Origin of the sequence: Paenibacillus thiaminolyticus (assembly GCF_007066085.1) — a bacterium.
Lineage (GTDB): Bacteria > Bacillota > Bacilli > Paenibacillales > Paenibacillaceae > Paenibacillus_B > Paenibacillus_B thiaminolyticus.
In genome coordinates this window covers 5,672,435-5,698,545 of sequence record NZ_CP041405.1, presented here as the reverse complement: position 1 = coordinate 5,698,545, position 26,111 = coordinate 5,672,435, and the positions used below count along the sequence as shown (strand labels likewise).

21 protein-coding genes and 1 pseudogene are annotated in these 26,111 nt (G+C 53.9%); 4 read left to right on the top strand and 18 right to left on the bottom strand.

The window, feature by feature from the left end:
• Positions 1-609: 609 nt before the first annotated feature.
• Positions 610-1,025: pseudogene (locus FLT43_RS25295) on the top strand (transposase); the annotation flags it as partial.
• Positions 1,026-2,214: 1,189 nt separating this feature from the next.
• On the opposite strand, the gene FLT43_RS25290 reads toward FLT43_RS25295, so the two are convergent.
• The 4 genes from FLT43_RS25290 to FLT43_RS25275 all read right to left on the bottom strand — a co-directional run bounded on the left by FLT43_RS25290 (position 2,215) and on the right by FLT43_RS25275 (position 7,346).
• On the bottom strand, positions 2,215-3,465 hold the full coding sequence (locus FLT43_RS25290; protein ID WP_244194157.1) for an NRAMP family divalent metal transporter: 1,251 nt from the start codon (positions 3,463-3,465) through the stop codon (positions 2,215-2,217).
• 172 nt (positions 3,466-3,637) lie between these two features.
• Positions 3,638-4,594, bottom strand: a complete 957-nt coding sequence (locus tag FLT43_RS25285) for a 3'-5' exoribonuclease YhaM family protein (protein ID WP_087442006.1) — start codon at positions 4,592-4,594, stop codon at positions 3,638-3,640.
• A gap of 559 nt (positions 4,595-5,153) precedes the next feature.
• Positions 5,154-6,050: a GyrI-like domain-containing protein gene (locus tag FLT43_RS25280; protein WP_087442005.1), complete on the bottom strand. Its 897-nt coding sequence runs from the start codon at positions 6,048-6,050 to the stop codon at positions 5,154-5,156.
• A gap of 192 nt (positions 6,051-6,242) precedes the next feature.
• Positions 6,243-7,346 (bottom strand): C45 family autoproteolytic acyltransferase/hydrolase, encoded by a 1,104-nt coding sequence (locus FLT43_RS25275; protein WP_087442004.1) that lies wholly within the window; start codon positions 7,344-7,346, stop codon positions 6,243-6,245.
• Between the two features lie 196 nt (positions 7,347-7,542).
• On the opposite strand from FLT43_RS25275, the gene FLT43_RS25270 reads away from it, so the two are divergent.
• Positions 7,543-10,575 carry a TPM domain-containing protein gene (locus FLT43_RS25270; RefSeq protein ID WP_087442003.1) on the top strand — a complete coding sequence of 1,011 codons (3,033 nt, stop codon included), beginning with the start codon at positions 7,543-7,545 and terminating at the stop codon, positions 10,573-10,575.
• Between the two features lie 95 nt (positions 10,576-10,670).
• Here FLT43_RS25270 and FLT43_RS25265 read toward each other — a convergent pair whose 3' ends face one another.
• The 5 genes from FLT43_RS25265 to FLT43_RS25245 form a co-directional block, all read right to left on the bottom strand.
• A complete protein-coding gene (locus FLT43_RS25265; RefSeq protein ID WP_255321649.1) occupies positions 10,671-10,820 on the bottom strand; it encodes an EAL domain-containing protein in 150 nt (49 codons plus the stop codon).
• A gap of 69 nt (positions 10,821-10,889) precedes the next feature.
• Positions 10,890-11,678 carry an alpha/beta hydrolase gene (locus FLT43_RS25260; RefSeq protein WP_087442002.1) on the bottom strand — a complete coding sequence of 263 codons (789 nt, stop codon included), beginning with the start codon at positions 11,676-11,678 and terminating at the stop codon, positions 10,890-10,892.
• 206 nt (positions 11,679-11,884) lie between these two features.
• The gene (locus FLT43_RS25255; protein ID WP_087442001.1) at positions 11,885-13,630 is read right to left on the bottom strand and encodes a methyl-accepting chemotaxis protein; all 1,746 of its coding nucleotides are present in this window, start codon (positions 13,628-13,630) and stop codon (positions 11,885-11,887) included.
• Positions 13,631-13,910: 280 nt separating this feature from the next.
• The gene (locus FLT43_RS25250) at positions 13,911-14,351 is read right to left on the bottom strand and encodes an Rrf2 family transcriptional regulator (RefSeq protein ID WP_087442000.1); all 441 of its coding nucleotides are present in this window, start codon (positions 14,349-14,351) and stop codon (positions 13,911-13,913) included.
• 114 nt (positions 14,352-14,465) lie between these two features.
• Positions 14,466-14,990 carry a hypothetical protein gene (locus tag FLT43_RS25245; protein ID WP_087441999.1) on the bottom strand — a complete coding sequence of 175 codons (525 nt, stop codon included), beginning with the start codon at positions 14,988-14,990 and terminating at the stop codon, positions 14,466-14,468.
• A gap of 221 nt (positions 14,991-15,211) precedes the next feature.
• Here FLT43_RS25245 and FLT43_RS25240 point away from each other — a divergent pair, with 221 nt between their 5' ends.
• Positions 15,212-15,703: a hypothetical protein gene (locus tag FLT43_RS25240; protein WP_087441998.1), complete on the top strand. Its 492-nt coding sequence runs from the start codon at positions 15,212-15,214 to the stop codon at positions 15,701-15,703.
• Positions 15,703-16,698, top strand: a complete 996-nt coding sequence (locus FLT43_RS25235) for a linear amide C-N hydrolase (protein WP_087441997.1) — start codon at positions 15,703-15,705, stop codon at positions 16,696-16,698. The genes FLT43_RS25240 and FLT43_RS25235 overlap by 1 nt, the downstream gene beginning before the upstream one ends.
• 220 nt (positions 16,699-16,918) lie before the next feature.
• Here the strand turns inward: FLT43_RS25235 and FLT43_RS30605 are convergent, their stop codons facing one another.
• From FLT43_RS30605 to FLT43_RS25195, 9 genes are all read right to left on the bottom strand, one after another.
• Positions 16,919-17,428: a transposase gene (locus tag FLT43_RS30605; RefSeq protein WP_340162468.1), complete on the bottom strand. Its 510-nt coding sequence runs from the start codon at positions 17,426-17,428 to the stop codon at positions 16,919-16,921.
• Between the two features lie 52 nt (positions 17,429-17,480).
• Positions 17,481-18,056: a transposase gene (locus FLT43_RS29800; protein ID WP_221936167.1), complete on the bottom strand. Its 576-nt coding sequence runs from the start codon at positions 18,054-18,056 to the stop codon at positions 17,481-17,483.
• Complete coding sequence (locus tag FLT43_RS29795) at positions 18,032-18,238, bottom strand: hypothetical protein (RefSeq protein ID WP_221936163.1); 207 nt, start codon at positions 18,236-18,238, stop codon at positions 18,032-18,034. Before FLT43_RS29795 ends, FLT43_RS29800 begins: the two co-directional genes overlap by 25 nt.
• A 174-nt stretch (positions 18,239-18,412) precedes the next feature.
• A complete protein-coding gene (locus FLT43_RS25225; protein ID WP_087440161.1) occupies positions 18,413-19,159 on the bottom strand; it encodes an SDR family NAD(P)-dependent oxidoreductase in 747 nt (248 codons plus the stop codon).
• A gap of 136 nt (positions 19,160-19,295) precedes the next feature.
• Positions 19,296-19,958: a TetR/AcrR family transcriptional regulator gene (locus tag FLT43_RS25220; RefSeq protein ID WP_087440160.1), complete on the bottom strand. Its 663-nt coding sequence runs from the start codon at positions 19,956-19,958 to the stop codon at positions 19,296-19,298.
• Between the two features lie 139 nt (positions 19,959-20,097).
• On the bottom strand, positions 20,098-21,210 hold the full coding sequence (locus FLT43_RS25215) for a HAMP domain-containing sensor histidine kinase (protein ID WP_164776679.1): 1,113 nt from the start codon (positions 21,208-21,210) through the stop codon (positions 20,098-20,100).
• Positions 21,211-21,451: 241 nt separating this feature from the next.
• The gene (locus FLT43_RS25210; RefSeq protein WP_087440159.1) at positions 21,452-22,081 is read right to left on the bottom strand and encodes a pyridoxamine 5'-phosphate oxidase family protein; all 630 of its coding nucleotides are present in this window, start codon (positions 22,079-22,081) and stop codon (positions 21,452-21,454) included.
• A gap of 536 nt (positions 22,082-22,617) precedes the next feature.
• On the bottom strand, positions 22,618-24,555 hold the full coding sequence (locus FLT43_RS25200; RefSeq protein ID WP_174818244.1) for a TOMM precursor leader peptide-binding protein: 1,938 nt from the start codon (positions 24,553-24,555) through the stop codon (positions 22,618-22,620).
• Positions 24,552-26,096 (bottom strand): hypothetical protein, encoded by a 1,545-nt coding sequence (locus FLT43_RS25195; protein WP_087440157.1) that lies wholly within the window; start codon positions 26,094-26,096, stop codon positions 24,552-24,554. Before FLT43_RS25195 ends, FLT43_RS25200 begins: the two co-directional genes overlap by 4 nt.
• Between the last annotated feature and the right edge of the window lie 15 nt (positions 26,097-26,111).

Genomic DNA, 26,111 nt, shown 5'->3' with positions numbered 1-26,111 from the left:
TTCGTTTCCGAATCAAATCAATCCATTTCGAATCGTAAAACTCATCCGTCTGCAGCCGCAGCCCATCAGGAAAATATTATTCCGTTCTCATTATGACGACCGAAGAGAACTGTGTAAAGGCAATAATTCAGGGTTCGCTGGCGGCGGCAGCGTACCTTGTTCAGCAGGCAATTGGAAACGGATTCCGCCCCGGCCCATGCGCAGGCAACGCCGCGATCCGGGGCTTTGCGTTCCAGCTCCTTTTAGCATAGAAGAATGGAAATATCCCTAGACGGAATAGGGAAATACTGCCCTTGTGTTTTTAGTTTACGCGGAGAGAATAGGAGTTGTCATCATGATCAGACGATGGTTCGCCGCTTCCATTGGCGCAGGGATGCCTGTTACAAGCGCTGTAAAGGTGTAAGTGCGCAGCGAAGTGACTGAAAAAACTGCATCAATTCCCGGCTATCCATTGGACTAAAAGCTAAGTCCATATAATTGTGTAAAAAGCAAATGGCAAAAAAGAAGAGCCATAGCAAGAATCCTCGTATAGAATGAGGTTGTCGAGACAACATTCCGAAGGAGGATCTAGCTATGACTTAATACCAGAATACCCTAGATTCACAACTTTTGCATCAACTGTTTTATCCGAATCAAGAGATGCGGGGATTGCGGCCCTATTAGGGTCCATCTTGAATCAAGTATTGCAGGCACAAGCAACGGAACAGCTGAAGGCGGGGCACTATGAGCGCTCAGAAGAACGTGCAGGTTACCGTAATGGATCATATCCGCATCGGCATCGGCTGACAGCACGGGTGGGGCAATTAACCCTGCAAGTGCCGCGTTTCCGCAACGGTCAGTTCTCCACGGAACTTTTTTCTCGGTACCACCGCAGTGAGCAAGCCCTTGTCTTAGCCATGATGGAGATGGTGCTTAATGGTGTCTCAACGCGAAAAGTAAGCAATATCACCGAAGAACTGTGCGGGACGGAGTTCTCCAAATCGACCGTTAGTGAGCTATGCAAGCAACTGGCTCCCCTCAAGATACAAAGAGGTGAAAATAAGGTGCTTTTGCAGGAATTCCACCAAATAGCGGCTCAAACAGCATAAATTGCTGCATTCACCAGGCTGTTGGAAAACCCTTGTTTTTTACGAAGGGCTGGAGATGTTAATTTACCTAATCAGAACTTGGCACTCAGAGCGTTTTAGGTCGATTTTTTCTACGGAGAGACGAGATCCACTAAATAAAAAATAAAGTGGCGAAAATTCCCATTAACTTCTCAACGGCCTGATTTTACGGGATAAAAGAGACCGCGTCGGATCCTGGGGGCATCATCGCCTTCAGGGCATCATCTCCTTCAGGAAGCATCGTTGCCTCCTGGGGCTTGAACGTGTGGAGGGAATTGCTGCTATTTTACAGGAATTTCGGCTCAATCAGTCCACATCCCGAGGAATTGCTGCAAATCTACATCATTTTGGGCCCTTTTGCTTCAAGTCGAAGCGAAACGGGTGAAATTCCTGCAGTTTTGCAGGATTCCCTTTCTAGTAAAGTCGTCCATATCGAATTGCTGTATTTACGCAGGATTTCGCTTATTGAATAGGTGTTGAAATCATGCAGTTTTGCAGATTTCGCTTACCGAACAGGCGTGTCTGGAGAAATCGTGCAGTTTTGCGGATTTCGCCTCCCGGACAAACGTGTCTAGGGAAATGGTGCAGTTTTCATGCCGTTGGAAACCCCCTGTTTTTTACGAAGGGGTGGAGATTGTCCATTTTCCTACTCAAAACTTGGCACCCATAGCGTTTTAAATCGATTTTTTCTACGGAGAGACGAGTCCACCACACAAAAATGAAGTGCTACAAAATCCCTCGGACTTTCTCATCAGCCTTATTCACGCAGGATTCATTCTCTCACCCATCTTCACATCAGCCTCGACCGTATGCCGCAGGAAGGCAGAGGCCTAATCTCCGTCTTCCACAAGAAGGCAGGCGGTCTTTCATCCGTCTTCCACCAGAAGGCAGGCGGCGGCCTATCATCCATCTTCCACAAAAGCAGGCGGCCTATCCCCCACCTTCCGCCGCTTTGCCCGCCGCCATTTTTCCCGCCTCCCTATTCTCTGTTGACCCGTTACCCCACTCATTATGCAATGCCTGCCTATGAGCCCCCCTTCCAATTGCTCTTTCCTGCTTTTGCCGCTCCTACTCACTCCTACTCACTCCTACTCGCTCCTACTCGCTCCTACTGCAAGAAGGTCAGCAACTGATTTACAGATAAATAGAGGAGCCAGAGAGAGGCTAGTCCCGCGGTGACATTCGTGAACCAGCCGTTCGTGCGGCTGCCGAGGACCTTTTTGTTGTTGCCGAGCAGCAGCAGCACGATGGCGATGAGCGGCGCTCCGAGAACTGTCGATGCCTGCGCCATAATAATCAATTGAATCGGATTGGCCTCGGCCAGAATCGCGATCAGCGTGCTCCCCGCCAACAGCAGGGAAGTGAAGATTTTGACGCTCTTGTCGTTCAAGGTGCGGCCCCAGCCGAAGCCATCCGACAGCAGCATTCCCCCTAAGACGGCGTTGGCGACGAAGGAGGAGAAGGAAGCCGCGAACAGCCCGAGAAGGAACAGCCATTTCGCTAGCGGGCCAAGCAGCGGCTCCAGCTGTACAGCCATGTCAAGGGCGCTGTGTACTTGAATGCCTTGGGGGGCGAGCACGGCTGCCGACGTAATCATAATAATGAGCGTCAGACCGCACAGGACCACGATCCCGACAATGGCGCTGGCGTTGCTCTTGCGCAGATCCTGCGGCTGCCATCCCTTGCCCTGAACCATATAGGCTTGCCCGGCAGCCCCGGCAATGCTGAAGCTTGTCGCCGAGATGGCAATGACCAGCCCCCAGATCGCGGGCGGCGAAGGGACGAAGCCGGCGGCCAGCGCGCCCAGGTCCGGCGATATGCGGAACAGATTCCCAATGAAGGCGATGATCATCAGAATGACCATCAGCATCATTACCTTTTCCAATAGCTTGTAAAAGTTGCTAGAAGTCCATATAAATACGAGGGCGATAACGAGAAAGACGCCTGCCCACAGGGCAATGCCTCCGCCAAATGCGGCGTCGAAGGCCAGGCCGACGCCAATGTTGTTCCCGGTCTGGAAGCCCGCCGTGATCAGGAACACGCTTAGCCCGATGAGAATGGCCAGCCAGCGCCCGTACTGCTGCTGAACGATGAAGAGCAGCGAATCGCGGTTCAGGCAGCCGATCTTGCCGGCAATGGCGGTGAACGCGGACATAAATACGGCAGCGATGACAAGCACCCACAGCACCGAGTACTCCATAAGCGCCCCGGCGCTGCTGCTGACCGTAATGCTCCCCGGACCGAGGACAGTTGCGGCAGTAATGAAGCCCGGGCCGAGAAGGAGCAAGCATTTCCTCCATAGACTGCTTGGATTGCGGGCTGGATTCAGCTCCGTGTCGAAGTTGCTCAACAGGTCCACCTCCCAAAATATAAAGCGCTTACATTCATTATACTCGGGAGATTTTCCAATCATTTGACTTTAAAATGTCTCTAAATTGATCCCTCAAGAACAGCCGCCAAAAAAAGCAGCCGATCCATGAATGAACATGAACCCGCTGCCTTCCGGCCTGTACGCTGGTTAAACTTATGTACTACAGCTTCATCCGATAGATCGCCTTGTTCTCCAAGCCGCGGATGAACGGCGTCCACTCCTCCGTCTCCGGCGTCGTGTCCAGCGCATCCTCGACCATCTGGAGCTTCGCGTCAAGCGCGTCGATATGATGGAGCGCCACCGCCTCCGGCGTCTGCGGCTGCACGGGGCTGCCCCATTCACCCAGATTATGATGAGACAACACGAGATGCTGCAGGCCGAGCACCTTCGGCGAATCAAGATCGATGTCGAGGCGCAGGGCTGCCTCCGTAATCCAGTTCGATGCCATCGAAATATGGCCGACCAGCTTGCCTTGAACGCTATATTCCGATACGATGCCGAGTTGGGCCACCATTTCCTCCGGCTTCGCAATATCGTGAAGAATGATGCCCGCCTTCAGCAGATCCGGGTTCAGGAACGGCCGCTGCCGGCACAGAAAGTCCCCGATTTCCAGCATGCGCACCATATGGTAGGCCAAGCCTGCGAAATAGGCATGGTGATGAGTTTTCGCCGCCGGGTAGTGCATCAGCTTCTCCTCCACCTTCTCTACGCAGAAGGAGACAAGCGCGCGAATCTCCTTATCGGAAATGCTGGAGATGGCCTGTTTGATTGCATGAATCAGGTCGATGGGACGAATCGGGGCCGAACGAATGAAATCGGTCAATGTCACCCCGTCCTCCTCCTTGGCCGGACGGATTTGCAGAATTTTCACCTGCAGCCGTTCCCGGTAGGTCTGCACGATGCCGCGCACCTTCACGAGCCCCATCGGGAAAAATGTCTCCTTATCGGTCGGGGATGCATCCCAATATTTTGCTGGAAGCTGCCCGGTCGCATCGCACAGGACGATGTCCAAATAGTCCTTCGGCGGATTGCCGTTCGTCTGCTTGACCTCCAGCTCCTTCAGCAAATAAAAGCCGATAAAGTCGTCCTGATTCGTCAGTTGCTTGATTAATGTCACGTGATAAGTTCCTCCTTGCCATGATACCTATATTATACAACGAGTTCGCGGCGGAGGGCGGGATCAAATGGAACACGCTTCTATCCTTGTTGCGGTCTGGGGGCCTCCAGCACAAAAAACGACCTTTTCCGTGCGTGCCGGAAAAGATCGTCCTCTGTTGGCAGCGTGCGCATTATGCATTTAGCATTTAGCATTTAGCAATTAGCGTTTAGCATTTAGCATTTAGCATTTAGCATTTAGCATTTGACGTTCAGCGTTCTACATTCTATGTTCTGCATTCTATGTTCTGCATTCTGTATCATGCTCCACGTTCTACCTTCTCTGTGTTATGCCCCGCGTTCTGCCTTCTCTGATATCTTCTGTGATATCTGTTCTGCCGTTGGCGCACTCTGTTGAGCGTTATGCGTTCTGCGTTCCGTGTCCTGCATTCAAGCGTTCTGCATTCAAGCGTTCTGTATTATGCATGTGTTATGCGTTCTATATTCTGCGTTTGTTATGCCACTTCTACGTCCTGCACACTACGTTCTGTTTTCTGCGTCATGTCTCTTGGCTTCTGCCCTCAACCGGATGCGCCGGTCTCCGGCTTGACCGGGATAAAGATCCGAATGATGGAGTCCTCATGCTCCGTTCCGTAAAAATCTTCTCCATACTGTTCGAAATCGTCGCGATCGTCCAGTTCCCAGGAGGCGGCTTGCATCCACGTTCCCCAAATGTACTCATAGCTGCTGCGCAGCAAGGAGGTTGGGCCCCGGTGGCGGAAGACCGCGTACTTGCCCGGGCGAATCACATAAGCCGCCATCCCTGGCGGAGGCGCCCCGTCCCCGGCCGCCTCGAAGCCGATGAATTGGCCGAATATCGTCTCCTCGCTCAGATCATGCAAGGGCATCGCCCCCATCGCCTGACAGATGCCGTAAGCCGTCGACCCCAAGCTCCCGGACGGGGCCTCCCGGCGCTGCCGGAGCAATTCGGACCACATGTCCGGGATATGATTGTCGCGCAGATTGCTGTGGCCCTGCAGCCCGATGACCGTGATGCTCCGCTCCAGCTCAACGATCTCCGGCTCGAGGCTGATACTGCTGACGCGATGGCGCAGCCGCGGGCCGATAAGCGCTCCTTTGCTGTTGACAACCGGACGGATCCCCTTGCGGCGGAATGCGTACGGGGACAGGCCGAACATTTTTTTGAATGCGCGGGTGAAGGCTTCATGCGACTCGAACTGATAATCGACGGCGATGTCCAGTATCGGCCGCTGTGTTCCCATCAGCTCCAGCGACGCTTCCGTCAGTCTCCGCTTGCGGATATAGTCTCCGAGCGTCTCCCCCGTCATCGCATGGAACATACGGTGGAAGTGGTAGTAGGAGATATGCACATGCCGGGCGACCTCGTCCGCGTGCAGCGGTCCCTTCAGATGGGTCTCGATATATTGGACCGCGCTTTCGATGATGGAACGTCTCATTTCCTATCCCCCGTCATCCGTTCATTGGTTCCTTCCATCTTCTTCATAACACTCAGCCATCTCACTCTGCTATCTCACCCAGCGCCGCTCCAGCCGGAACGTACGTGCCGGGAGCCTGCACTCGCTGCCGAAGGCTGCTGAGGTGCTGAGGTGCTGAAGGCAGCTGAAGTTGCCGAAGGCTTCCGCATCGCGTCAGACCAGCTGCCAGAAGCCGGGCTCGGGATCGCGATGCTCCATCCGCACCTTCACCTGCTCAATCGGGAAGCGTTCTCCGATACGGACAGTATACCATGGATTCTGGAGCGGCGAGCCGAAGCAAACATCCAGCGCGCGTTCGTTCAGATCGAACAGCATCGAATAGAGCGTCCCGAACCATTGCCGGTAATTATGCACGGTCAATCCATGCGGATATTCCTGCTGGACCAGCCCGCGCAAATCGTCCTTGCCGACCGGCGCGCTTCCTCCGAGCGCCTCATTCAACAGCTCGTGGCGCACGACGGAGTGATTCAGCCGGCGCGGCTCCAGCCGGGCGACTTCCGGGAAGAGCGGATGGTTCGTCGCCGTAATATAAGTCTCTGCCGTTCCGTCCGCTTCCTTGACCGCAATCTCTCCGTCGAACGTCCCCAACAGCGCGGCATGCCCGGACGCATCCGCGATAATCAGATTCATGTTCGAGGCGATCGGCATCTCGCGTATGGCGGCGACGGCCTCCGCGGCCGTCCGGCAGCGTTCCAGCACCATGCGCACGACCGCCCAGAATTGCAGGCCGCTCACCTTCGCCGCCCGCATGCCCTCAATATTCCCGACCGGTTGGCCGCACGCCGAGAAGGTGACGCACAGCCCGTGCTCGTTCATTCCTTCCGTTCGTCCGAACAGGACGGTCGAGAACCCGATATGCCGGTACCGCCCGTGAATCGCGGTATCGCAGAGCCGCATATCGGCAATCTCCGGCGACAGATCATAATTGCGCAGCACATAAGTCCGCCCGTCTGCCGTCTTCCCGGGGAGGACGGCGCAGTGGCTGCAGCCCGCCTGAATGTCGGTCCCCGCATAATAAACCATCCGGCCCGGCTCGACGCCCAACTGCTCGGCCGCCCCGAGCAGTTCGTCATTCATGCCGGGGCAGTAATCGTCCAGCAGCCGCATCGTCTCCCGCAGCCGTGCATCCGGCAGCGGTTCCGGAAGGACGAGCATCGGCATCCATCCCGGATGCTCGGCCGCGAATCGCCCCTGCTGCCGGCCCGCCTCCCGGCTCGTGCCCTCCAAGTGTGCAAAATACCCCGTTCTCTCTTGCATCAACTACCCTCTCCTTTACGTATCGTGACTCGTTCCCATTCATCATACCAAGCGGCAGCGGAAAAAATTTGATACTTATTGCGCTTTTCACCGCACAGACCCGCACGCGAACTTTGCAGGAACTTTTCCCCAAGTCGGCCGTACTTCCGTTATACTGGAAATAGACTAGCGTCGGGATACAACGGGAGGGTTCAACATGCAATATGCGCTGCGCATAGTTATGCTTTTGCTTGTCATTATGATGTCCGCCGGCCCGGGAACGGCGAGGGCGGAAGGAATTCCGGCCAAGGACGGACTGGTTCAGGATACGGCGCAGATGCTGTCGAAGAAGTCGATCGCCTCCATTGAGAAGGCGGCCAAGGGGAAGCTGTACACCTTCTACCTGCTGACCGTGGACAGCTTGAATGGCAAGGCGCCGGCCACCTACGCCAACGACGTGTACGAACATTGGGAACTGGGAGCGGACGATATCCTCCTCCTCATCTCCAAGCAGGAGCGGCGGGTCGAGATGAACTTCAACAATCCTTCTCTCCAGGCCGCAATCGACGCCAAGGTCGGCATTCGCGGCGACGCGGCAGGCAGTCTGACGTCGTGGCTGGATACGCATTTCATTCCGAAGGCGAAGGAGGGAGATTTCGCCGCGGCTTCGGTCTCGGTCATGAAATCGACGCATGCCTTGAAGCCGCAGACGTCCGCCGGCAGCAAGCCGGCCGCGAAGCCGGGCGCAAAGGCAGACGGAGCCGCTCAGACAGGAGGGAACTCCGCGAAGGCCGCCCTTGTCCAGGACAAGGCGCGCATGATCACGAAGGAGGCGCTGCCCTCCGTGAAGAAGGCGGCGCAGGGGAAGCTGTACACATTCCGCCTGGTGACCGTCGACAGCTTCAAGGGAGCGGCACCGGAAGAGTACGCGAACAAGCTCTATCAGGACCTCGGATTAGGATCCGATGATATTCTGCTTCTACTCTCGAAGAAGGAACGGCGGGTCGAGATGAATTTCAACAACCCCGCCCTCCAGGACCAAATCGATGCCGAGACCGGCATCCGCGGTGACGTCCCGGGCAGCCTGAAGGCATGGCTGGACGCTCACTTCATCCCGAAGGCGAAGGAAGGCGATTTCGCCGCGGCGTCCATCGCGTTGATGAAGGCGACGCATGCCTTGAAGCCGCTGGCGCCCGCCGCCGGCAAGACGGAGCCGGACGCGGTGAAGCAAGATGGGCCGCTGCAGGAGCCGCCTCCCACCAGGAGGGGGAACACTTCCGCGCTGCCGCTCGCTATTGACTGGCAGCTTGTGCTGCTGTGCGCTGGCGGACTGCTCGTCCTCGCCGTCGCCGGCGAGCGCGGGGAACTGTGGATCCGGCTGCGGCTGCTCCTCCGGCGCCAGCCCGCATTGATGGTGCGGGTGAACCAGGCGCTGGAGAAGAACAAGACCTATCTCGATCTGTCCCAGGGCGAGACGCAGCATGCCGCCAGGACCGCAGATCGGGAATTGGCGGACATTCTTATCTGGCTGAGCGCCAGACAGCAGGAGCTTGAGACCATTCCGAAGCGGCAATGGCTCATGCCGGCGCTGCGGAAGCAGGTTGCCGGTGCGGCCGCCGAATTGAAGGAGCGCACAGCGGATGCGGAACGGCTTGTCGCTGTGATCGACCATATCGAAGCGCTCGACCGGACGTTGAAGCAGACGATTGCGGATGCGGAGGAACGGCTGCTGGCCGCCGATAGGGACATCGCGGCGGAAATTCAAGCGCGAGGCTGGCCGCTTGATGAGCTGCAGCGGCGCTATCATGCAGTCAAGGCCGAGCTGGCGGAGAGCAAGCAGCTCGAGATTTTCGACCCGCTAGGCGCCGAGCACCGCGTCGTGCACGCGAATGAGGAACTGCGGCGGCTGGAGAACGACGTCGCAAGCATCGCCGAGCTGGCGGAGATCTACCGCCGCACCCCCCAGCAGATGGCGGAGAGCCGGGAGCGCGTCCGGTCCATCGCCCAGGAGTTCCGTCTGAAGCTCGTGCGGATAGATCCGTACGGCAATATCGAGGAGAGCGGACAGGTCAACGAGCAGATGCACGAGCTGCTGCGCCATGGGGATATCCCGGCGGCCATCCAGCGCGTCGAGCTGATGAGGCAGCTGCTGGCCGACGCGGTGAACATGACGCAGCGGCAAGCAGATTTGCAGGTCAAGAATGTGAGTGATATCGCCCAGATCAAGTCGAGACTGGAGGGGTACCGCCGGCGGGATCAGGATCTGTCCGAGGTGACCATGCGCGTCCAGGCCACCTACCGGACGAAGCATTGGGAGCAGCTGTGGCATCTATATCGCGGCAAATACCAGTACCTGTCGGATATCGCGCCGGCGCTGGGCCAGGCCGAGTATTGGTCCGGCATCGATGTTCAGGAATACGACACGGCGCGGGAGGCGCTGGATCGGATGCTGCTGCAGCTGGCCGAGCTGGATCATGCCATTGAGCGGTATGAGCGTCAGATAAGAGATCTGGACAGCGCGCACCAGGAGGCGCTGCGGAAGCAGGCGGCGGGCGAGTCCGCCTTCGCCACAGCCCAGCGCATCCTGGCCCGCCAACATCTCGCCCAGCTGTGGGGGCAGCAGGAGCATCGTCTGGAGCGGCTGCAGTCCGGGCTCCGGAACCTCGTCGCCGATCCGCCCTATGATGTCGATCTGATGAACGAACTGAGCGGGGAATTCGCCGATGAAGCCAATGAATACTTGGGCGTCATCGAACGGGCCGCCGTACAGAAGCGCAATGCGGAACGGGAGCTCGACCGGGCGGCCAGCCAATACCGGCGCGCGTATTCCAGGGCGAGAAGAAAAATCAACGTCTCGCCATTCGATTCCCGCTTCACTTCGATCCATCGCGAGGCCAGCGATCTGATGCGGCGCGGGGCCTATGACGAGGCCACGCGCACCATATCGGCCTTGAGCGGGATTATTGGGGCCATGGAGTCGGCGTATAACGATGTCCTGCAGGAAGAGCGGCGAGAGGAAGAAGCGAGGCGGGCAGAAGCGCGCCGGAGAGAAGAAGCAAGACGGGCGGAAGCGCGCAGCAGAGAGGAAGCCAAGCGGGCGGAGGAACGCCGCCGGGAGGAAGTCAAGCGAGCTCAGGAGCGCAGGTCGTCGAATTCGTCGGGCGGCTCCAGCTGGGGAAGCGGCAGCTCCTCCTCCGGCGGATCCAGCTGGAACAAGAACAAGAATTCCTCCGGCGGCTCGAACTGGTAGAGGTCGGAGCGGTCCGACGAATAAGCAAGGCTGTGCACCGGCAGCAAGATCCGGATGCACAGCCTTTTTGCGCGGGGAGACGCGGTCAACTCGGTCTATTTTCCACTCAGAATGGTGCTCTGCAACTGCTCGGCGGTCACCGGCGGGCTGAAAAAGAAGCCCTGAATGTCATCGCAGCCGTTCTCGCTTAAGTAATGCAGCTGCTCCTCTGTCTCGACGCCTTCGGCGATCACGCGCATGTTCAAATGATGGGCCTTCTCTTCCTTCCGTTTACTTCCGCTTCCTAATGCTTCTCGAACTCCCCTTCCTGCCGGCTAGAAGCCCAGCTTCTTCAGCCATTTGCCGCATTGGGTTGTCCACCCTCCGACGTACGGGTCGGACGTGGCCAAGCCTAATCCATGCGGCCCCTTATCGTAGACATGCAGATCAAAAGGGATCGCCTTCCGGCTAAGTGACAAGGCGAACTGGAGACTGTGCTCCACCTTCACATCATCCTCCGACGTATGCCACAGGAAGGCCGGCGGCGTATCCTCCGTCACATGGCGCTCGCTGGACAGCGCCTCGATCAGCTGCGGATCCGCATCGGGTCCGAGCAGATTCTCGCGCGAATGGAGGTGCCCGCTCTCTCCCATCGTAATGACCGGGTAGCAGAGCACCATCGCATCGGGCCGGCAGCTCTCCCGGTCGATCGGGTCTGCAGCATGCGGCACTCCGAGGTCATAGCGCGTTCCCGCCGTAGAGGCAAGATGCCCGCCCGCCGAGAAGCCGAGTATACCGACCCGGTCCGGCCGGACGTTCCACGCCCGGGCTTGGCTGCGCACGAGGCGAATGGCGCGTTGGGCGTCGAGCAGCGGTGCCGGGTGGCGGTAAGGGTGCACCCGGTAATCGAGCACGAAGGCGTGTATTCCGAGCGAGTTCAACCATTCCGCGACCGGGGCCCCTTCATGCTCCGCCCTGAAGCCATATCCGCCGCCGGGGCAGACAATCACGGCTCCGGCAGGCTCCGGGCCGTCTGCCGGGAAGAGGTGCAGCGCCGGTCCCGCTTCCGCCGGCTCCCCCATAGATAACGGCGCGCCTTGCGGCCATAGCAACATCCGATTCATCGTTCGTCCTCCTTATGATGCCTGTCGAATTCGCATCCTGTGCCAAGGATGGCGCACGATGCGCTAGTAAGAGCATGTCACGAGGCACCGTTCTTGGCAAGCGGCTGTGCTCCTAATTCGACAATAAAACACAAACCTCCGCAAAATACATTTCTTCTCTCACGGAGGTTTGTGCTCATTTGCTTCCTTATTGCGAGCGATCTGATTTAGATGATAAATTTCTTCATTTCCTGATCCAGCTCTTTCATTTTACCGCTCATTACCGCTGCGGAATCGGCAATCTCCTCAACAATGGCCAGCTGCTCCTCGGAGGAGGCTGCCACGCTTTGCGAGCTCTCTGAGGCATTCTTGGCGATCTCGGCCAAGTTATCAAGCACAGCGGCGACCTGCTCGCTGCCGGCAGACATTTCTTCCGAAGCCGCGGACACTTCCTGGATCTGATCGGATACCTCCTGGATCGAATTCCATACCTTCTGGAAGGTCTCCCCGGCTACCTGCACGATCTGCGTCCCTTCCTGCACTTCCTCTGCCGCCGATTCCATCGCACCGGCCATATGCCTCGTGCTGGCGACGACGGATTGCAGCAGTTCCGCAATCTGCTCCGTCGATACCTTCGCTTGCTCGGCCAGCGATCGCACTTCCTTCGCGACGACCCCGAAGCCCCGGCCATGCTCGCCGGCGCGTGCCGCTTCGATCGAGGCGTTCAATGCCAGCAGATTCGTCTGGGTGGCGATGTTGCCAATGACCGCTACGATTTGCTCGATCTCATTCGATTGCTGCGCCAGCTTCCGCACCATCGTGACCGACTCGTTCACAGAGGAGTGGATGCTGTTCATCTGCGCAACCGTCTGCTGAACGACTTCATTCCCTTGCTTCGCCGCTTGAGCGGCCGCTACACTGTACTCGGACACGTTCGACGAGGATTCCGCAATCCGCTGGATGCCGACGGCCATCTCGCCCATCGCGATCTTGCTTTCTTCCGTTCCCGTCAGCTGCGTCTCCGATCCGGAAGCCACCTCTTGAATGGCGCTCGAGATCTCGTGCGTCGATTGCGCCGTCTGCTGCGAGATGACGGTCAGATGGTTCGAAGCCTCCGTGACATGGCTCGTCGTCTCCTTCATGCTGCCAATCAGCTCGCGGATATCGGTTATCATTTCATTGAAGCTGGATGACAGCACGCCGATCTCATCCCGCGAATTGACCGGAATGCGGACCGTCAAATCTCCCTTGGCCGCCCGCTTGGCCAATTCCGCCAACTCATGCAGCGGACGGATTGTCTTGCGGATGAGCCACATGATAAGAAGGATAAAAGCAATGCCGGTCACGGCTCCGACAGCTATATTTCTCCACATCAACTGATTCAGATCGTGGTTAATTTTCGAATAATTAAAATCGATGCCCAAAAGCGCAATCGTGTTATCTTGATCATCTTGAATCGGAGATAATACGGTAAGCCATTCGCCCATCGAATCGGCATAGACCGCAGAGATACCGATACCATCCTTCTTCATATCATAATAGGCCTGGCGGAACGCTTCCGTCATCTCCACGTCACTAAGCGGCTTGCTGCCATGCTCGATCATATTATCGTTGGCCTGAATGACCGACATATACACTTTTCCGTCTTTCTCGATCAGATCCGGCTTGATCAGATAGCTGTTGGAAATATACCCTTCGCGAGTCATAGCCTGCAAATTCGTCTGGATCCAGTCCATTTCTTGATCTTCCATATACTGGTCATAACTCATCGTTTTCATTTTTGCCTCTGCCTTGGCAATGCCTTCTATCTCCAAGCTAATTTGCTGATCAAGCGAAGTATGTACATTTAATAGCTCATCGTAATAGATGCCTCGTTCGGACATATAAGAAAAGCTGGTAAACACAACCGACATGACCGTAATCAGCACGGACAGCACCAACACCGATTTAAATACTAAACTCTTGTTTCTCATTTCGTTCACCCCTTAGATGTAAGCAGGAAAAATACGGGTTTCTTCATCCATTTCGAACCGGCGGTTTGAAAACCGCTTTTGCTAATTCCGTATTTCTGCCTCGTGAAAATCCATAAATATATATCGTGATGATTCGACAAAAAATTTATATCATTATGCTCATAAGACAAACAAATGGGTATTTAGGCCTATAATTTACCATTGCAAAATAATCCAAAAAAACATGCATGGGGCATCCGATGCCGCCATGCATGTCCGCTAACAGTCGATGTCTCAAGCTTTACTTTTCTTCCGCATTGATGTGCATTTTCAGATTCAGGGCAACCTGTTCCAGCGTAATCTCTTCCAGCACACGCTCCATCGCGGACTGCGCCTGGGCCGTGATGATCTGCAGCACCGCTTCGATATTGGCGCCGACCGGGCATTGTGGATTCGGATGCTCATGCATGCCGAACAATTCCCCTTCCTCTACCGCTTCAACAGCGCGGTACACATCGAGGAGCGTAATCTCGCTCGCAGGATGCACCAAGGAGGCCCCTCCCGTACCGGTGCGGACCGCCACGAGGCCTGCCTTCTTCAGTTGGGATGTCACTCTGCGAATAACTACCGGATTCGTGTTCACGCTACCGGCCAGCCATTCGGAGGTATGATGAGCTTGCGGCTCCAACGTCAGCAAGGACAATATATGAACGGCCACACTAAACCGGCTGCTTATCTTCATCTTGCTCACCCTTTCATGCAACCATTATAGTTACAACTAATGTCCCTTGTCAATGCAGCCAGCCCCCTTGCAGGCAGACCAAAGGCCGCCCCGTGGCGGCCCTTCGGAATGTCATCATCCGACTACGCTATTATTGCGGCGCAAAATAACATACAATCCCGCTCCGATAAGCAGCAACGCGGCGAGAGAACTGCCGCCGGAAGCCCCGATCACCGTTCCGATGCTGAATAGCAGGAAGAAGATGACAGACATGCTGCCCAAAATATAAACCGGAACAAGCAGCCATTTATTGCGGCCGCTGAACAGATAGAATTCGAACAGGCCGAAGGCTACGGCTAACGGGAAGCCCGGCCACATCCAGGACCAGGCGTCGAACAGCATCGAGATCTGGCAGACGACTCCAGCCATGCACAGAACGCCGCCGGGTATGAGCAGTCCCGGAGCCCTTCCCCGGGTCATGCCGAAATACATGACGTGAAATAAAATGCCAAGCGGAATGACAAAAATGGCGGGCCAAAAATACATGAACACATTTCCCGGACTACTCAGCCTGATTTCGCCGTTCTGGAGCATATGCATCAGAATGATCAGTGAGCCTCCGGCAATAAGCAGTATGCCGCCGAAGCTTTGCTTTTGCAATGCGATCCCCTACTTTCCTTCATCTATTTTTATGTACTCAAATTGCATCGCAGCTATACTCCGGATTAGACGATGGCTCCCGGGGATACTACTTCTTTTTCCAATATAAAAAGTTATATTTTTGGCACAGGACCAAAATCTTTGCGCATATTGACATAAAATATGTCTTGTGTATAATAGAAAGTATATGAACGACATATTTTATGTCAAAGGAGTGAACAATGAATATGGAATCTGTTCCAATGATGACAACGTTGCAATACCTTGCTCTCCTTCATCAAGTTTCATACACCAGTGTATGCAAGGAGGCAGCAATAACCCCTCAACAATTTTCCGATTGGATCAAAAAGAGACGGCCTGTGCCAAAAGAGCGGCTTCATGCCTTAGGAAATTATTTCAACATGGATGCCGCAATCCTCGTCGATGATGATTATTATTTGAAAGACTTGACGGTCGATATGAAAATAAATATTCAAATTCTGTTCCTCACCCGATTATTAGAACATGCGGAAGATGGAACGGATATGGAAGCCTATCGCGAGAAGCTGAAGCAGCTTCAGACAGAAAAAGAACACCAAATGATCATCAGCCGGTTTGCTGCCATTGTGAAAGGAGCGGATGCCAGCACCCTTCGCCTGTGCCATGCTTTTTTAGATCATATCGAGGGCGGAGACGTAACCGGCCTCAACACAATGTTAAAGGAGTCTGAGTGATGAGCACTGTGTTTCAACTTCATCAGGATGGAAAAATAGTTGTATGCAAAAATCAAGATGTTATTTACGATGGTGTGTTCTTATTTACAAATCATAGAGGCATCCGCAAAACCGCACTTATGCTGCCGCCGGCCCTTCCTGCAACATGGGTATCCCGCTATGGCAGTCTAACCGTCTCCCAGAACGGCAAGGAAAGCCCTAATGGCGGAATGAATGAACAGGGCCTCGTCGTGGAGCAGACTACGCTGTGGACAACGGAACATCCCCCGGCGGATGACAAGCATACTGTGAATGAATTGCAATGGATTCAATATATGCTCGATACTTGCGCTACGGTCAGGGAAGTGCTGCAAGCAGCGGCAACGCTTCGGATTGACCAGAGCACATCCAAATTGCACTACCTGATTGCGGATCGAAGCGGCGACTGTACGATTATCGAATTTTTGAACGGAAATATGCAAATTTATGAAGATCATCTATCCGCTCCGATTATGGCCAATTCCCCTTATGCACAGGCACGGGATGAAATCATGTCCGGGATTACCGATTGGACAGGCCGGGACGAATACGAGCAAAACTCCATGAAGCGCGTTCTTGCCGTGTGGGAGCGGACAAAGAAAAAAACACTTCATTCGGAGATGGTCGATTTTGGATTTGAGACGTTGGAGAAGGCAAAGCGGGAAGACACAGTCTTTAGCATCGTTTATGATCTAGCAAACATGGAGCTCCATGCAAATACCAACCGGAACCGTGAAAGAAGGAAGATTCGGATAGCCGAGTTCGATTTTTCTAAAGAATCGCCATCCTTAGCAGCCGACCTGCAAAAGCTTCAAGGCCCCAACGCGAGGGAACAGTTCGTGGCCTATACTACACAGTTTAATCACAACGTCGTACATTCTTTCTTTAGAGACGAAAACATGACTTCTATATTTCATTGGGACATCTCAGATGAAGTAATCCGCTTTTTGGCGCAATACCCCGAATCGTTCGGTTAATGCCCGTTCTTTCCCGAAGCATGCATCATGCAAAAAAGCACCCTCCAGGGCAATGTCATTAAGTTTAGCTCCAAGACAAGAGCGGAAATAAAAATGGAATCCGAAACGGCATGGGAAAAAGCCCTGTGCCGTTTCTTTTTTGTATACAAGCAAGGAAAAAAGTGTACAGCAAACAAAGCGGAGGGATGATCCGCTTAAAAAAATGTTCATATGAAACAAATTATGCTACTCTATAGACGAAGCTAACCACTGATTTGTAGCGTATTTTGCGCGTATTCTGCTGCCCTGGGCGAATGGGTCGAATCGGCAAAATGTTTTTGCGAATCAGCGCTTCAACATCAGGCGGGGGTTCATCGTCCCTTGAGCGCAGGAAGTGTCTACACACGTGAACGGCAACCGTGAAGTTAACTTGATAGGGGTGCCGTTTCTCCATTTGGGAAATGACGACGTGCGAGGTTATCATTTCAGCGAAATTGTACAGGATCATTCTTGCGAATATCTCCTGGGTGATGGACTCTCGTTTCTTTGCATGAAAATTCGTCAGACCGACAGTGTACTTTAATGCCCGGAATGAGGTTTCAATGCCCCATCGCATGTTATACATTGACATGATTTCACCCGGTGGGAAATCCGTGGCGGTAAGATTCGTAATGACGGTCTCAAAAGCGCCACTCGGCAGGACGAAACGAACCACCCGAAAGGAAATCGGGTAAAACAAGTTCTCATGCAAATCCAAAAAATCAAAGGTTGACGTGGAAGGAACGAACTTGTAAATCTCGGGATTAGCCTTGACCTCTTTGGTTTGTTTTGGTGAGTGTCAGATGAACGTTCCTATCAAACTCTCCGCTAGAGGGCAAACGCAAGCCCGAAAGAATACCATTGGAATCCAAATCCTTTACCCGTATGACATAGTTCCACCCTTTGCGTTCAAGATGCGCGAAATTGTTGTAACTTTCATAACCTCTATCGGCAATCACAATGGTTTTGCCCTTGATTGGAGAACGGTGAACCATAGCAGCCAGCGCCCTTCCCTCGTTGCATAACCTTCGTGGCTGAACAATGGCATCCACGTACAGTCTGTTGCACAAGTCATAGGCAGCGTTCAAATGCAGAAGGTTATAGCCTTTCGTGTTCGGTTGACTTTGAAAATAGGTGTCCGTGTCCGCAGAGTCAGTTGCGATATGCAAATCCGAACCGTCAACGGCAAGTAGCCGATACCCTCGGTAGTCCTTGATATCCGTAACCGATTGCGTAAATGCGTGAAACAAGAATTCCACAGCAGACGGCAGCACTTTATTCCTCTGTTGGACAAAAGCGGAAGTGGTTGCGGTGTTTACGTCATAGCCTTGTGATTCCAAAGTTCCTTATATAGGCTGTTCCCTCCCATGGAGATCAGGAGTTGCATCACCGTTTCAAAGGGCAGCTTTTTCTTTCGGGTAAAATCTTTTTCAGGGTTTTTGACATAAGGAGCTGGTGCGGCTGCCATTTCTCGTATGAGGGATGTCAGCGTTTTTTTTAGCGAATTCGCATACTCATTCATGGACGTGGCCTCCTCGTGTTTCAAGGGTCTTCGCCACACATATCCATCTACCTGTTAAGTCTTGATTTTCTTTCAAAAAAAGAGCGGGCTATCTTTTCGATAACCTGCTCTTGTGCTTGATTATGGTTTCCACGCCTTATCTTAATGACATTGCCCTCCAGGGTGCTTTTTACCTTATACCGCTGTATATCCTCCATCCACGAGCAAAGTTGTGCCCGTAATGAAGGAGGCGTCGTCGCTGGCTAAGAACAGAACCGCTTTCGCCACCTCTTCCGGCCGACCCGCTCTTCCCATCGGATGAAGTCCGACCAAATAATTGGTCACCTCCTCGCCAAGCCCCCGCATCATAGGCGTATCGATATATCCGGGACATACCGCATTGACGCGAATGCCTCTCGCTGCATAAGCGACGGCCGTCGATTTGGTCAACAGCTTCACGCCGCCTTTCGCCGAAGCATAGGCAGAGACTCTCGCTTTGCCGACATGACTGTTGACAGATCCGCAATTGACGATAGCGCCTTTGCTGTCCTGCTTCAACATTTGCTGGATGGCATGCTTGTTGCAGAGAAACACGCCGGACAAGTTAATATCAATCGTACGCTGCCAATCCTCATAATCGACCTGATCCGTGGGTCCATCACTTGCGATGCCGGCGCATGCAAACAATACGTCCAGCCTGCCATATCTCTGAACGGTCTGATCGACCATTCGGATTACGTCAACTTCTTTGGATACGTCCGTATGAATAAAATAGGAATCAAAGCCGTCTGCATGTAATTCATTGGACAATCCTTGCCCTTGTTCGGAACAATCCGCGATAACAACCTTCGCTCCCTCTTCGGCAAATAGTCTGACTGCCGCAGCCCCAATCCCGCTGGCTCCGCCGGTGACGATGACAACTTTCTGCTCAAATCTCTTCATAATAATCTCCTTTGATCGATATGATAGTTATCATTCTGCTTCCGACATGAATGTACGCGACTTGATGCCAAGCATCACTCCTTTCGCCGAGCTTTTAACTAACCAGTTGGTTAGAAATAGGGATAAAAGGACGCCCCTAGATTAGGGACGGCTCCATTACTCCATGCGTCACGAATGTTACAATCTGTTCTCGGAAGCGTTCCTGCGACATCGTCCATTCCAGGTCATCATCCAGCATATTGTTGAGTCTTCTATAGGACTGCACAAATGGAATGACTGCATTCATCATCACGATCGGAACCATCATCGCATCCAAATCCTGACGAATGATGCCGTTCTCTTTTGCCCTTTGCGCCAGCTTATAAAATTGAAAAATATCGTCCGGGGAGTACGAGATTTTTTTCCATGTCTTCCACTCCTCCGCGGCTTCCCAGGAGTAGATTTTTAAGTAACTGGGGTGCTCGGACATGAACTGATATGAACTGGTGATCACTTCTTCAAGCAACCGCTTGAATTTGGCAGGATCCGAGAGCGTAGTCTCATCCGACAGCAAATCACCCGCTGCCTCTTGGAACATTTGATTTCCCAGCCGATCGGCCCGTTTGACGACTTCAGTATAAAGCCCCAGCTTATCCTGAAAATATTGATAAATAAGGCTCTTATTATATCCAGCCGCACTTGCGATCGCATCGATTCGCGTAGCAGAATATCCAAGCTCGGCAAATATTTGTTCTGCGGCGTCCAAAATGATCTCCTTCGTTCTTGCCGCATCATACGTCCTTTTCTTTCTTTCCGTCATGACCAAAAAACTCCATTCAGCCAAAAGTAACTAACTGGTTAGATTATAGAATGGAGCGGCGTTCTTGTCAAGCCGCAACCCGGAACCCGCCTGCGAGGGTTTCTATGGGCAGCTTGCAGAACGTCTGTAAAAAGGAACATTAATGAGGAGCCTCAGGCGCGTCTGTCAGCGGAAGACGGACTTCAATAAGCGTACGAATGACATTGCTCTGGGCTGCAATGGTGCCTTGATGCTGGGTCACAATATTTTTAGCAATGTATAAGCCAAGACCGGTATCCTCCTCCGAATCCGTTTGCGCTTTATCGCGGTTGTAAGAGATATCGAAAATATGCGGCAGCTCCTCCGGGGGAATGCCGTCTCCATAAGTAACCACTTGAACAACAGCATCGCTTGCATCAATACCGCAATGAATATCGATGAACACGCCCTTTTTGCCATACCGGGCAGCATTCGTCAGCACGTTTTCAAATACACGCGCCAACAGTTCTCCATCCCCCTGTACCATGACATGAGGAGTCACATTCATGCGCATTTTGAGCCGGTTTTTCTGGAACAACGGTGATAATTGCTCATTCGATCGGATGAGAAGCTCGCTCAGATCGACTGTTTTTTCGTCGATTATAACCTTGCCGTAAGTCAATCTCATAATTTCGTCTAATTCATCAATGAGCTTATCCAGCCGTTGAGACTTCGTCATCGCATTGGTCGCATAATGTCTCATTTGTGCGCCAGACATCTGTTCGTCCTGAAGAATCAAGTCCAAATGGCTCATCGCAGAGGTCAGCGGCGTACGCAAATCATTGATCAAATTCAAAACCGCTTGCTCCTTGCTGTTTTCCGCGAAATCTCCCCTTTCCAAAGCTTGCTGCAGCTTTGCGCTTGCCAGATTGACGTCTCGCGCAAGACCCCCGAGCTCATCCTTGGATGGAATCTCGATGCGGCTGTTGAAGTCGCCCTTCGCCAGCTGATTGATTCCGTTGGAAATGACGCGAAAATAAGCAATATAACGTCGGGTCAGGAGAAAGAACAACAACAACGAGAGCGGAATAAAAACAAGCAAAAAGCAGTTGAAATCCCCAATCTCTCTCATGAAGTACCGAATCCGGGTCAATCGCGGGTATTCAAATTTGACCGAAAGATAATAGAGTTGGAGGATTTTATAGAGCATAAAGGAAAGCACGCCGGATAAAAGCATGCTCAACCCAAAAAATAAAACCATTTTAAATCGAAAACTTCGGATTGTATTCGTCATTGAATATGTATCCCACTCCCTGTATAACTTTAACAATACTCCTATTGTAACAGATTGAATCTCTTTCTGGTTCGACGGACGGAATAATTAAGATTTGTTCTACGATTCTACTGCAGGTTCGCATACGGATGAGTGTGCAACGCACGTACCCGGCAAGACCAATCCGTCCGTAGCGGATTATCTGCCGGGTAGTAGGCATCTTTGTATCGGTTTATCCGTTTCCCTCCGCCTTGCTTATTTCTTAGTCGCCGCCATTTTTTCGATGATGCGGACACAAGGCTTCCATCAGGACCACCGTATCCCGGTCCAGCCCCTTATCCCGCTCAAGCAAGCCCGCGGTGACTTTTTCGTAAGCGGACGGCTTCATGTTTTGCCCGAATTTATACTTGGCTGACAGGTCATGAACCGTGATCCGAACAACGGAGGTGCTTTTGATCCGCCCGGTATAAGCCGGGTCTTCCGGATCGATCGGCACATAGCCCCCTTCCGGCTGAAGCTTGCGCATAAATGCTGATAACGCCTCCGCTTTTTCCGTAAGATCCGTCAAAATTTCCGCATGCCCCTTAATAAGCACGGACTTAAAAAAAGCGGTCGCCGGGCAGGCCAGCTCCGGATCCGTGAAATAGGACGGAACGATGGCGTATTCTTTGGCTACGGCAAACGTCACTCTCTGGTCGGCTTTTATATTTTTCATTTTTTGTCCGGCCACGCTGCCATGGAAATACAAACACTCCTTATGATAAACAAAATTAAGCGGAGTAAGCTCAGGCCAGCCATCCGGATGGATCGTTCCCAGTATGCCGAAGCTCATCTCCTGTAAAAATTGTTCCGTCTCCTCCCTGTCCATCATTTCAAATTCTTGTCTGCGCATACGCTCTTCTCCCTCCGGCTTCGCCCTGACATCTCTTTATTTAGGATCCCGACATGCAATTTCATATACCTTACCATATCTACACCCAAAAGTATCCTACCAAGCGCCTCGCGCTCTATTATGCCATTCGCGACTGTATTGCCTCGGGCGTGCTCGTGATAGACAAGAGACTGCCGTCGAGCCGGGAAATAGCGGCCCCTCCGGCTCCATCCGTTACGGCGCATACTTTTATTTCCCACGCCTATCGGAGGAGGAAATGGTGCATGGTGTCAATCCGATGCGGGACATTGGGCTGGCGATGGAGACACAGCGGTGAGCATCGGCCTAAGCGGCATCGTCCACACGCCAAAAACATGCCATGGCTGGCATGTTCCGATCGTTGCCCAAATTGGGAGTAGGCGCCTCCCTGACCGCGGTCAGGGAGGCGGAATCCCCACCGTTGTCCATAGCTCAATCGCTTGTCAACGGAGGAGTCAAGAGAGTGTGTGCCGCATCAGCTCACATTGCCCGCTATCCGGTGGGGCTTCCACCATCGCTTACGGGAACGGATGCGGATAAGGATTAAGCTCCTGCGGCGTCAGCCGGCGATTGGCATACCCAAGCCTCATCGGCACTTCCAGGATCCTGTCAAGGCCCTCCAACCGGCGCAGATGATGTCCGAACGTCATCGGCAGCATTCCCGGAATCAGCACTTTCACGCAGCGCAGCCCGTTGCGGAGCGTCTCGCTTGACGACTGATCGACGACAATAACATCCAGCTCAAGGCTGTGGAACACCTGAAGAACCTGTTGCAAATCATCCGTCAAATCGGTATGCATCGGCACGGAGGGGAACTCCTCAGCGAAGGTTCGGACAGGGCGCCGTTCGTCCAGCAAAAATCGGAGTCTTTCCTCCGCTTGCGGCAGGCTGTACAGCAGGGCATGATCCTCCATTTGCTGCACCTGGAAGGAATCCTTGAACATGGATTCCGCTTCCGGCTTGCGCCTTCTCCATCGCTCTTCCGTCATCGAGATGATGCCGGAGAGCTCATGTATGGCCCCCTTGGCCGCCCGAACCGGGTCGAGATGAGCTCCTGCGGCACAGACCAGGTTCACTTGATGCTCCGCTCCTCCCTTCGCTATCGCCCATATGCTCGGAATACCGTTCTCCATCGTCGTATTGTATAACAACACCTCATATCCCGTGACCGCCCGCAAGCGATGAAGCATTATCGACAGTTCCCGGTCTCCCGACGAGTCAGGATCGAGCCGCGGAACAGGCAGCCTCGCATACCAGGTCATCAGGAAGGAATCTCGCTCGACCACCTCGAAAATCCCGTACAAAATCGCCTCTTCCAGGCTTCCTCCTACGGCGCACCCGTTGGAGGTCTCATAGACAAAGCCCCCTCCGTAGCCCAAGCTGTAATAGGCTAACAGATGGGGAACGAGGATGGGACGTTCCTGCAGGAACGAATATCCCCACACCCACTCCATCGGAGCTTCAGGATCGAACGGCGTGAACGAAAAGTCCGGAAGCTCGAATTGCTCCCTCGCATGAAACCCTGCCTTGGACGGATCCATCGCCGTATCCTTAAGCCGGGAATAGCTGTCGAAGACCACCGTTCGCTTGCCGCGGGGCGTCGTGCCGCAAAATCGCTCCAACCCCTCCAATATCGCGGCGAGCTGGCTATCCGCATACGAATGCGAGCGGCCTCCCGTCACCTCATCATAATAGCCTAGTGGAAGATTGACGGCCGCCCCGGCAAAGGCAGATACGAGATCGAACTTCTTATCATTCAAGATTCCGATGCGGCTGTCCCAATAATCCTGGAACAAGCTCTCCCGTAACTCGCTCATCGATCGGCAGCGGTAGCTGTTATGAAGCTTAGGGGACGGCCTTAGCGTTATTTCTGCCGCTTCCGGCGAATCATCCGGCAGGCGGCCGCAGACCGGACAAGTCCCATTGGGCAGCACATAATGGAGGCTGCCGCTCAAATTGCTGAAGTTGATTATATAGATGTGTCCTTCCGCATTCGCTGTGACGCCCCGCAGCACTTTCTCCGTGTCCTCCGCGATGATATGCGCCATATACCGAAATCCCGCCGGGGATATCTCTGCCGCAAAATCAGGAACATAATCCGGCGTGACCAGCTTCATCAGCATCTCCTCTACCTCTTTGCGGTTGCTTCCCGCCAATGAGAGCCGCGTTTCTGCACATTGGAAGCATCCGGTCGTTCCCGGGCGCATGAGCGGCCCGACCACCCCTTCTCCCAAAAATACATAAGCGCATAACCAAGGAATGCCGAGCGGCCGCAGCGCCGCATCCGCTTCAAGATGCAAGTCGGAGTTATCTTGTTCCTGAAGGACCAGCACCAGCTCTGCGCCGTCTGGAATACCTTCACTGAAATCCGATCTGCGGGCTACGGAGAAGCCGGACAATCGTCGGCACACCATGTCCGCAAGCATCCCCTCCCCAATGATAACGACAGTACTCAAGGGGAATCCTCCTCTCCGAGTCGCACTCCATATATCACGAACGGTCCCGTTCCCAGAAAAGATTCGCTCCGCATATCGAACACCTCAAGGCGTTGATGGCGCTGCTTCAATCTCTGAACGGCCGCTAACATCGATGACTCATGCTTGAGCGGATCGCTATTGGATACTGCGATGTCTCGCGCCTTCTCCGCCTTCCATATGACAGAAGAAGAGGCCACGCCCTCCGTCTTCGTCAACGCCTTCTGCAACGATTGGCGAAGAGCAAGGGTGAGGTCAAGGTCTGCGCTGCCATACCATGAGGAACCGGAATGGACCCACACGACCGGACAGCCGAGCAGCGGCTCGCCTACGGCAAGCTGAGGTTCCCCCTCTGCAATGCGCAGCGCCTGTAAATAATATCGGCATCGCACATCCTCGATCTGCCCGCATGCGATGTGTGTCACGGCCAGCTTGTCAGGAAGCATTCGCATCCGCTTGCCCCATGCTGTGGTTAGACACGCTCTGACTCCCCGTTCAACCGCTTCCGCGATGGAGCAGCCTGCCCCGATGCCGATGTCCTCCCGCTGAGAGGAGGCCAAGCCAGGGAACAGCAGCGGCATCAGACGGGCGGCATAGGCTTCCAGTCCCGCCAGTCCCGCCTCCCTCCGCGCCTCTTCATGCGTCAGTCCGCTGCGGATGATCGCCGGCAAAAGCTGTGCAGGCCCTTCCGACAGCGGGTCGACCGGTTGAGCAAGACATTGCGCCAGCGGAAGCTGGATTAAATCCGCCTCCTCCCATGCATGCAAAATGCCTGTTGCCGCAGAAGTCAAACGGTTGAAACAAGAGAACCATTCCTCCGGTTCCACAGGTTCATGACTTGTTTCCAGCTTAAGCTCGATATTTTCCACCAGACAGGCAGTCTCCACCCCGGAGACAAGAGGATGCGGGCGGATTGGATGCCAGATTCCGGTTAACGTATTCGGGTCCAGGATATAACATTGATTTATGCAGTCCGTTTCTTTCTCTTCTGCCACCGCTTTCTGCCATTCATGCACGATAAGATTCGATAACACGGCTGCGGCCGCAGCGGAGAACCTGTGCGGCTCCCGCACCTCGGGGAACACGGACGCATGGAGCCCCCGCCATGCCGAATCCCACCGCCCGTCCCCGCCGGGATGAAGGAGCGGGCCTGCCATCCCTCTTCCTTGTAAGGCTACGGCAGGAAGCATCGGTTTACGCTCAGCTATACAAGCATGCTGAAGCTTCCGAAGCTCCTCCATATTGCCATGCCGCGACACATACAAAATAAATGAAAACGGCTGAATGATCGTCCTCCACTTCAGATCCTCGTCTTGGGCCGCGGTTAAAATATGCAGCGAAGCTTCCGGGCCGCTGCGAAGCGCATATTCCCGCAGCTTCACGAGTTCAGCCGTGTCTGCAGGCTCCGGGCTGGTTACAAATACCGTGAGCTTGGATAATCCGGATTCATACCATGCTTCAACAAGGGAGTGCAGAAATGGACCGGAACCGACGGCGAGCACACCTTCTTCCTGACAAGACATCTTGACAACCTCCTT

Excerpts from the sequence above, each read along its gene's own strand:
- FLT43_RS25280 (WP_087442005.1), bottom strand. The coding sequence starts at position 6,050 with ATGAGACGTTCCATCATCGAAAGCGCGGTCCAATATATCGAGACCCAT.
- FLT43_RS25250 (WP_087442000.1), bottom strand. The coding sequence starts at position 14,351 with ATGAAGATAAGCAGCCGGTTTAGTGTGGCCGTTCATATATTGTCCTTG.
- FLT43_RS25240 (WP_087441998.1), top strand. The coding sequence starts at position 15,212 with ATGAATATGGAATCTGTTCCAATGATGACAACGTTGCAATACCTTGCT.
- FLT43_RS25210 (WP_087440159.1), bottom strand. The coding sequence starts at position 22,081 with ATGCGCAGACAAGAATTTGAAATGATGGACAGGGAGGAGACGGAACAA.
- FLT43_RS29795 (WP_221936163.1), bottom strand. The coding sequence starts at position 18,238 with ATGAATGAGTATGCGAATTCGCTAAAAAAAACGCTGACATCCCTCATA.
- FLT43_RS25275 (WP_087442004.1), bottom strand. The coding sequence starts at position 7,346 with ATGCAAGAGAGAACGGGGTATTTTGCACACTTGGAGGGCACGAGCCGG.
- FLT43_RS25270 (WP_087442003.1), top strand. The coding sequence starts at position 7,543 with ATGCAATATGCGCTGCGCATAGTTATGCTTTTGCTTGTCATTATGATG.
- FLT43_RS25225 (WP_087440161.1), bottom strand. The coding sequence starts at position 19,159 with ATGAAGAGATTTGAGCAGAAAGTTGTCATCGTCACCGGCGGAGCCAGC.
- FLT43_RS25195 (WP_087440157.1), bottom strand. The coding sequence starts at position 26,096 with ATGTCTTGTCAGGAAGAAGGTGTGCTCGCCGTCGGTTCCGGTCCATTT.
- FLT43_RS25220 (WP_087440160.1), bottom strand. The coding sequence starts at position 19,958 with ATGACGGAAAGAAAGAAAAGGACGTATGATGCGGCAAGAACGAAGGAG.
- FLT43_RS25260 (WP_087442002.1), bottom strand. The coding sequence starts at position 11,678 with ATGAATCGGATGTTGCTATGGCCGCAAGGCGCGCCGTTATCTATGGGG.
- FLT43_RS25215 (WP_164776679.1), bottom strand. The coding sequence starts at position 21,210 with ATGACGAATACAATCCGAAGTTTTCGATTTAAAATGGTTTTATTTTTT.
- FLT43_RS25255 (WP_087442001.1), bottom strand. The coding sequence starts at position 13,630 with ATGAGAAACAAGAGTTTAGTATTTAAATCGGTGTTGGTGCTGTCCGTG.
- FLT43_RS25235 (WP_087441997.1), top strand. The coding sequence starts at position 15,703 with ATGAGCACTGTGTTTCAACTTCATCAGGATGGAAAAATAGTTGTATGC.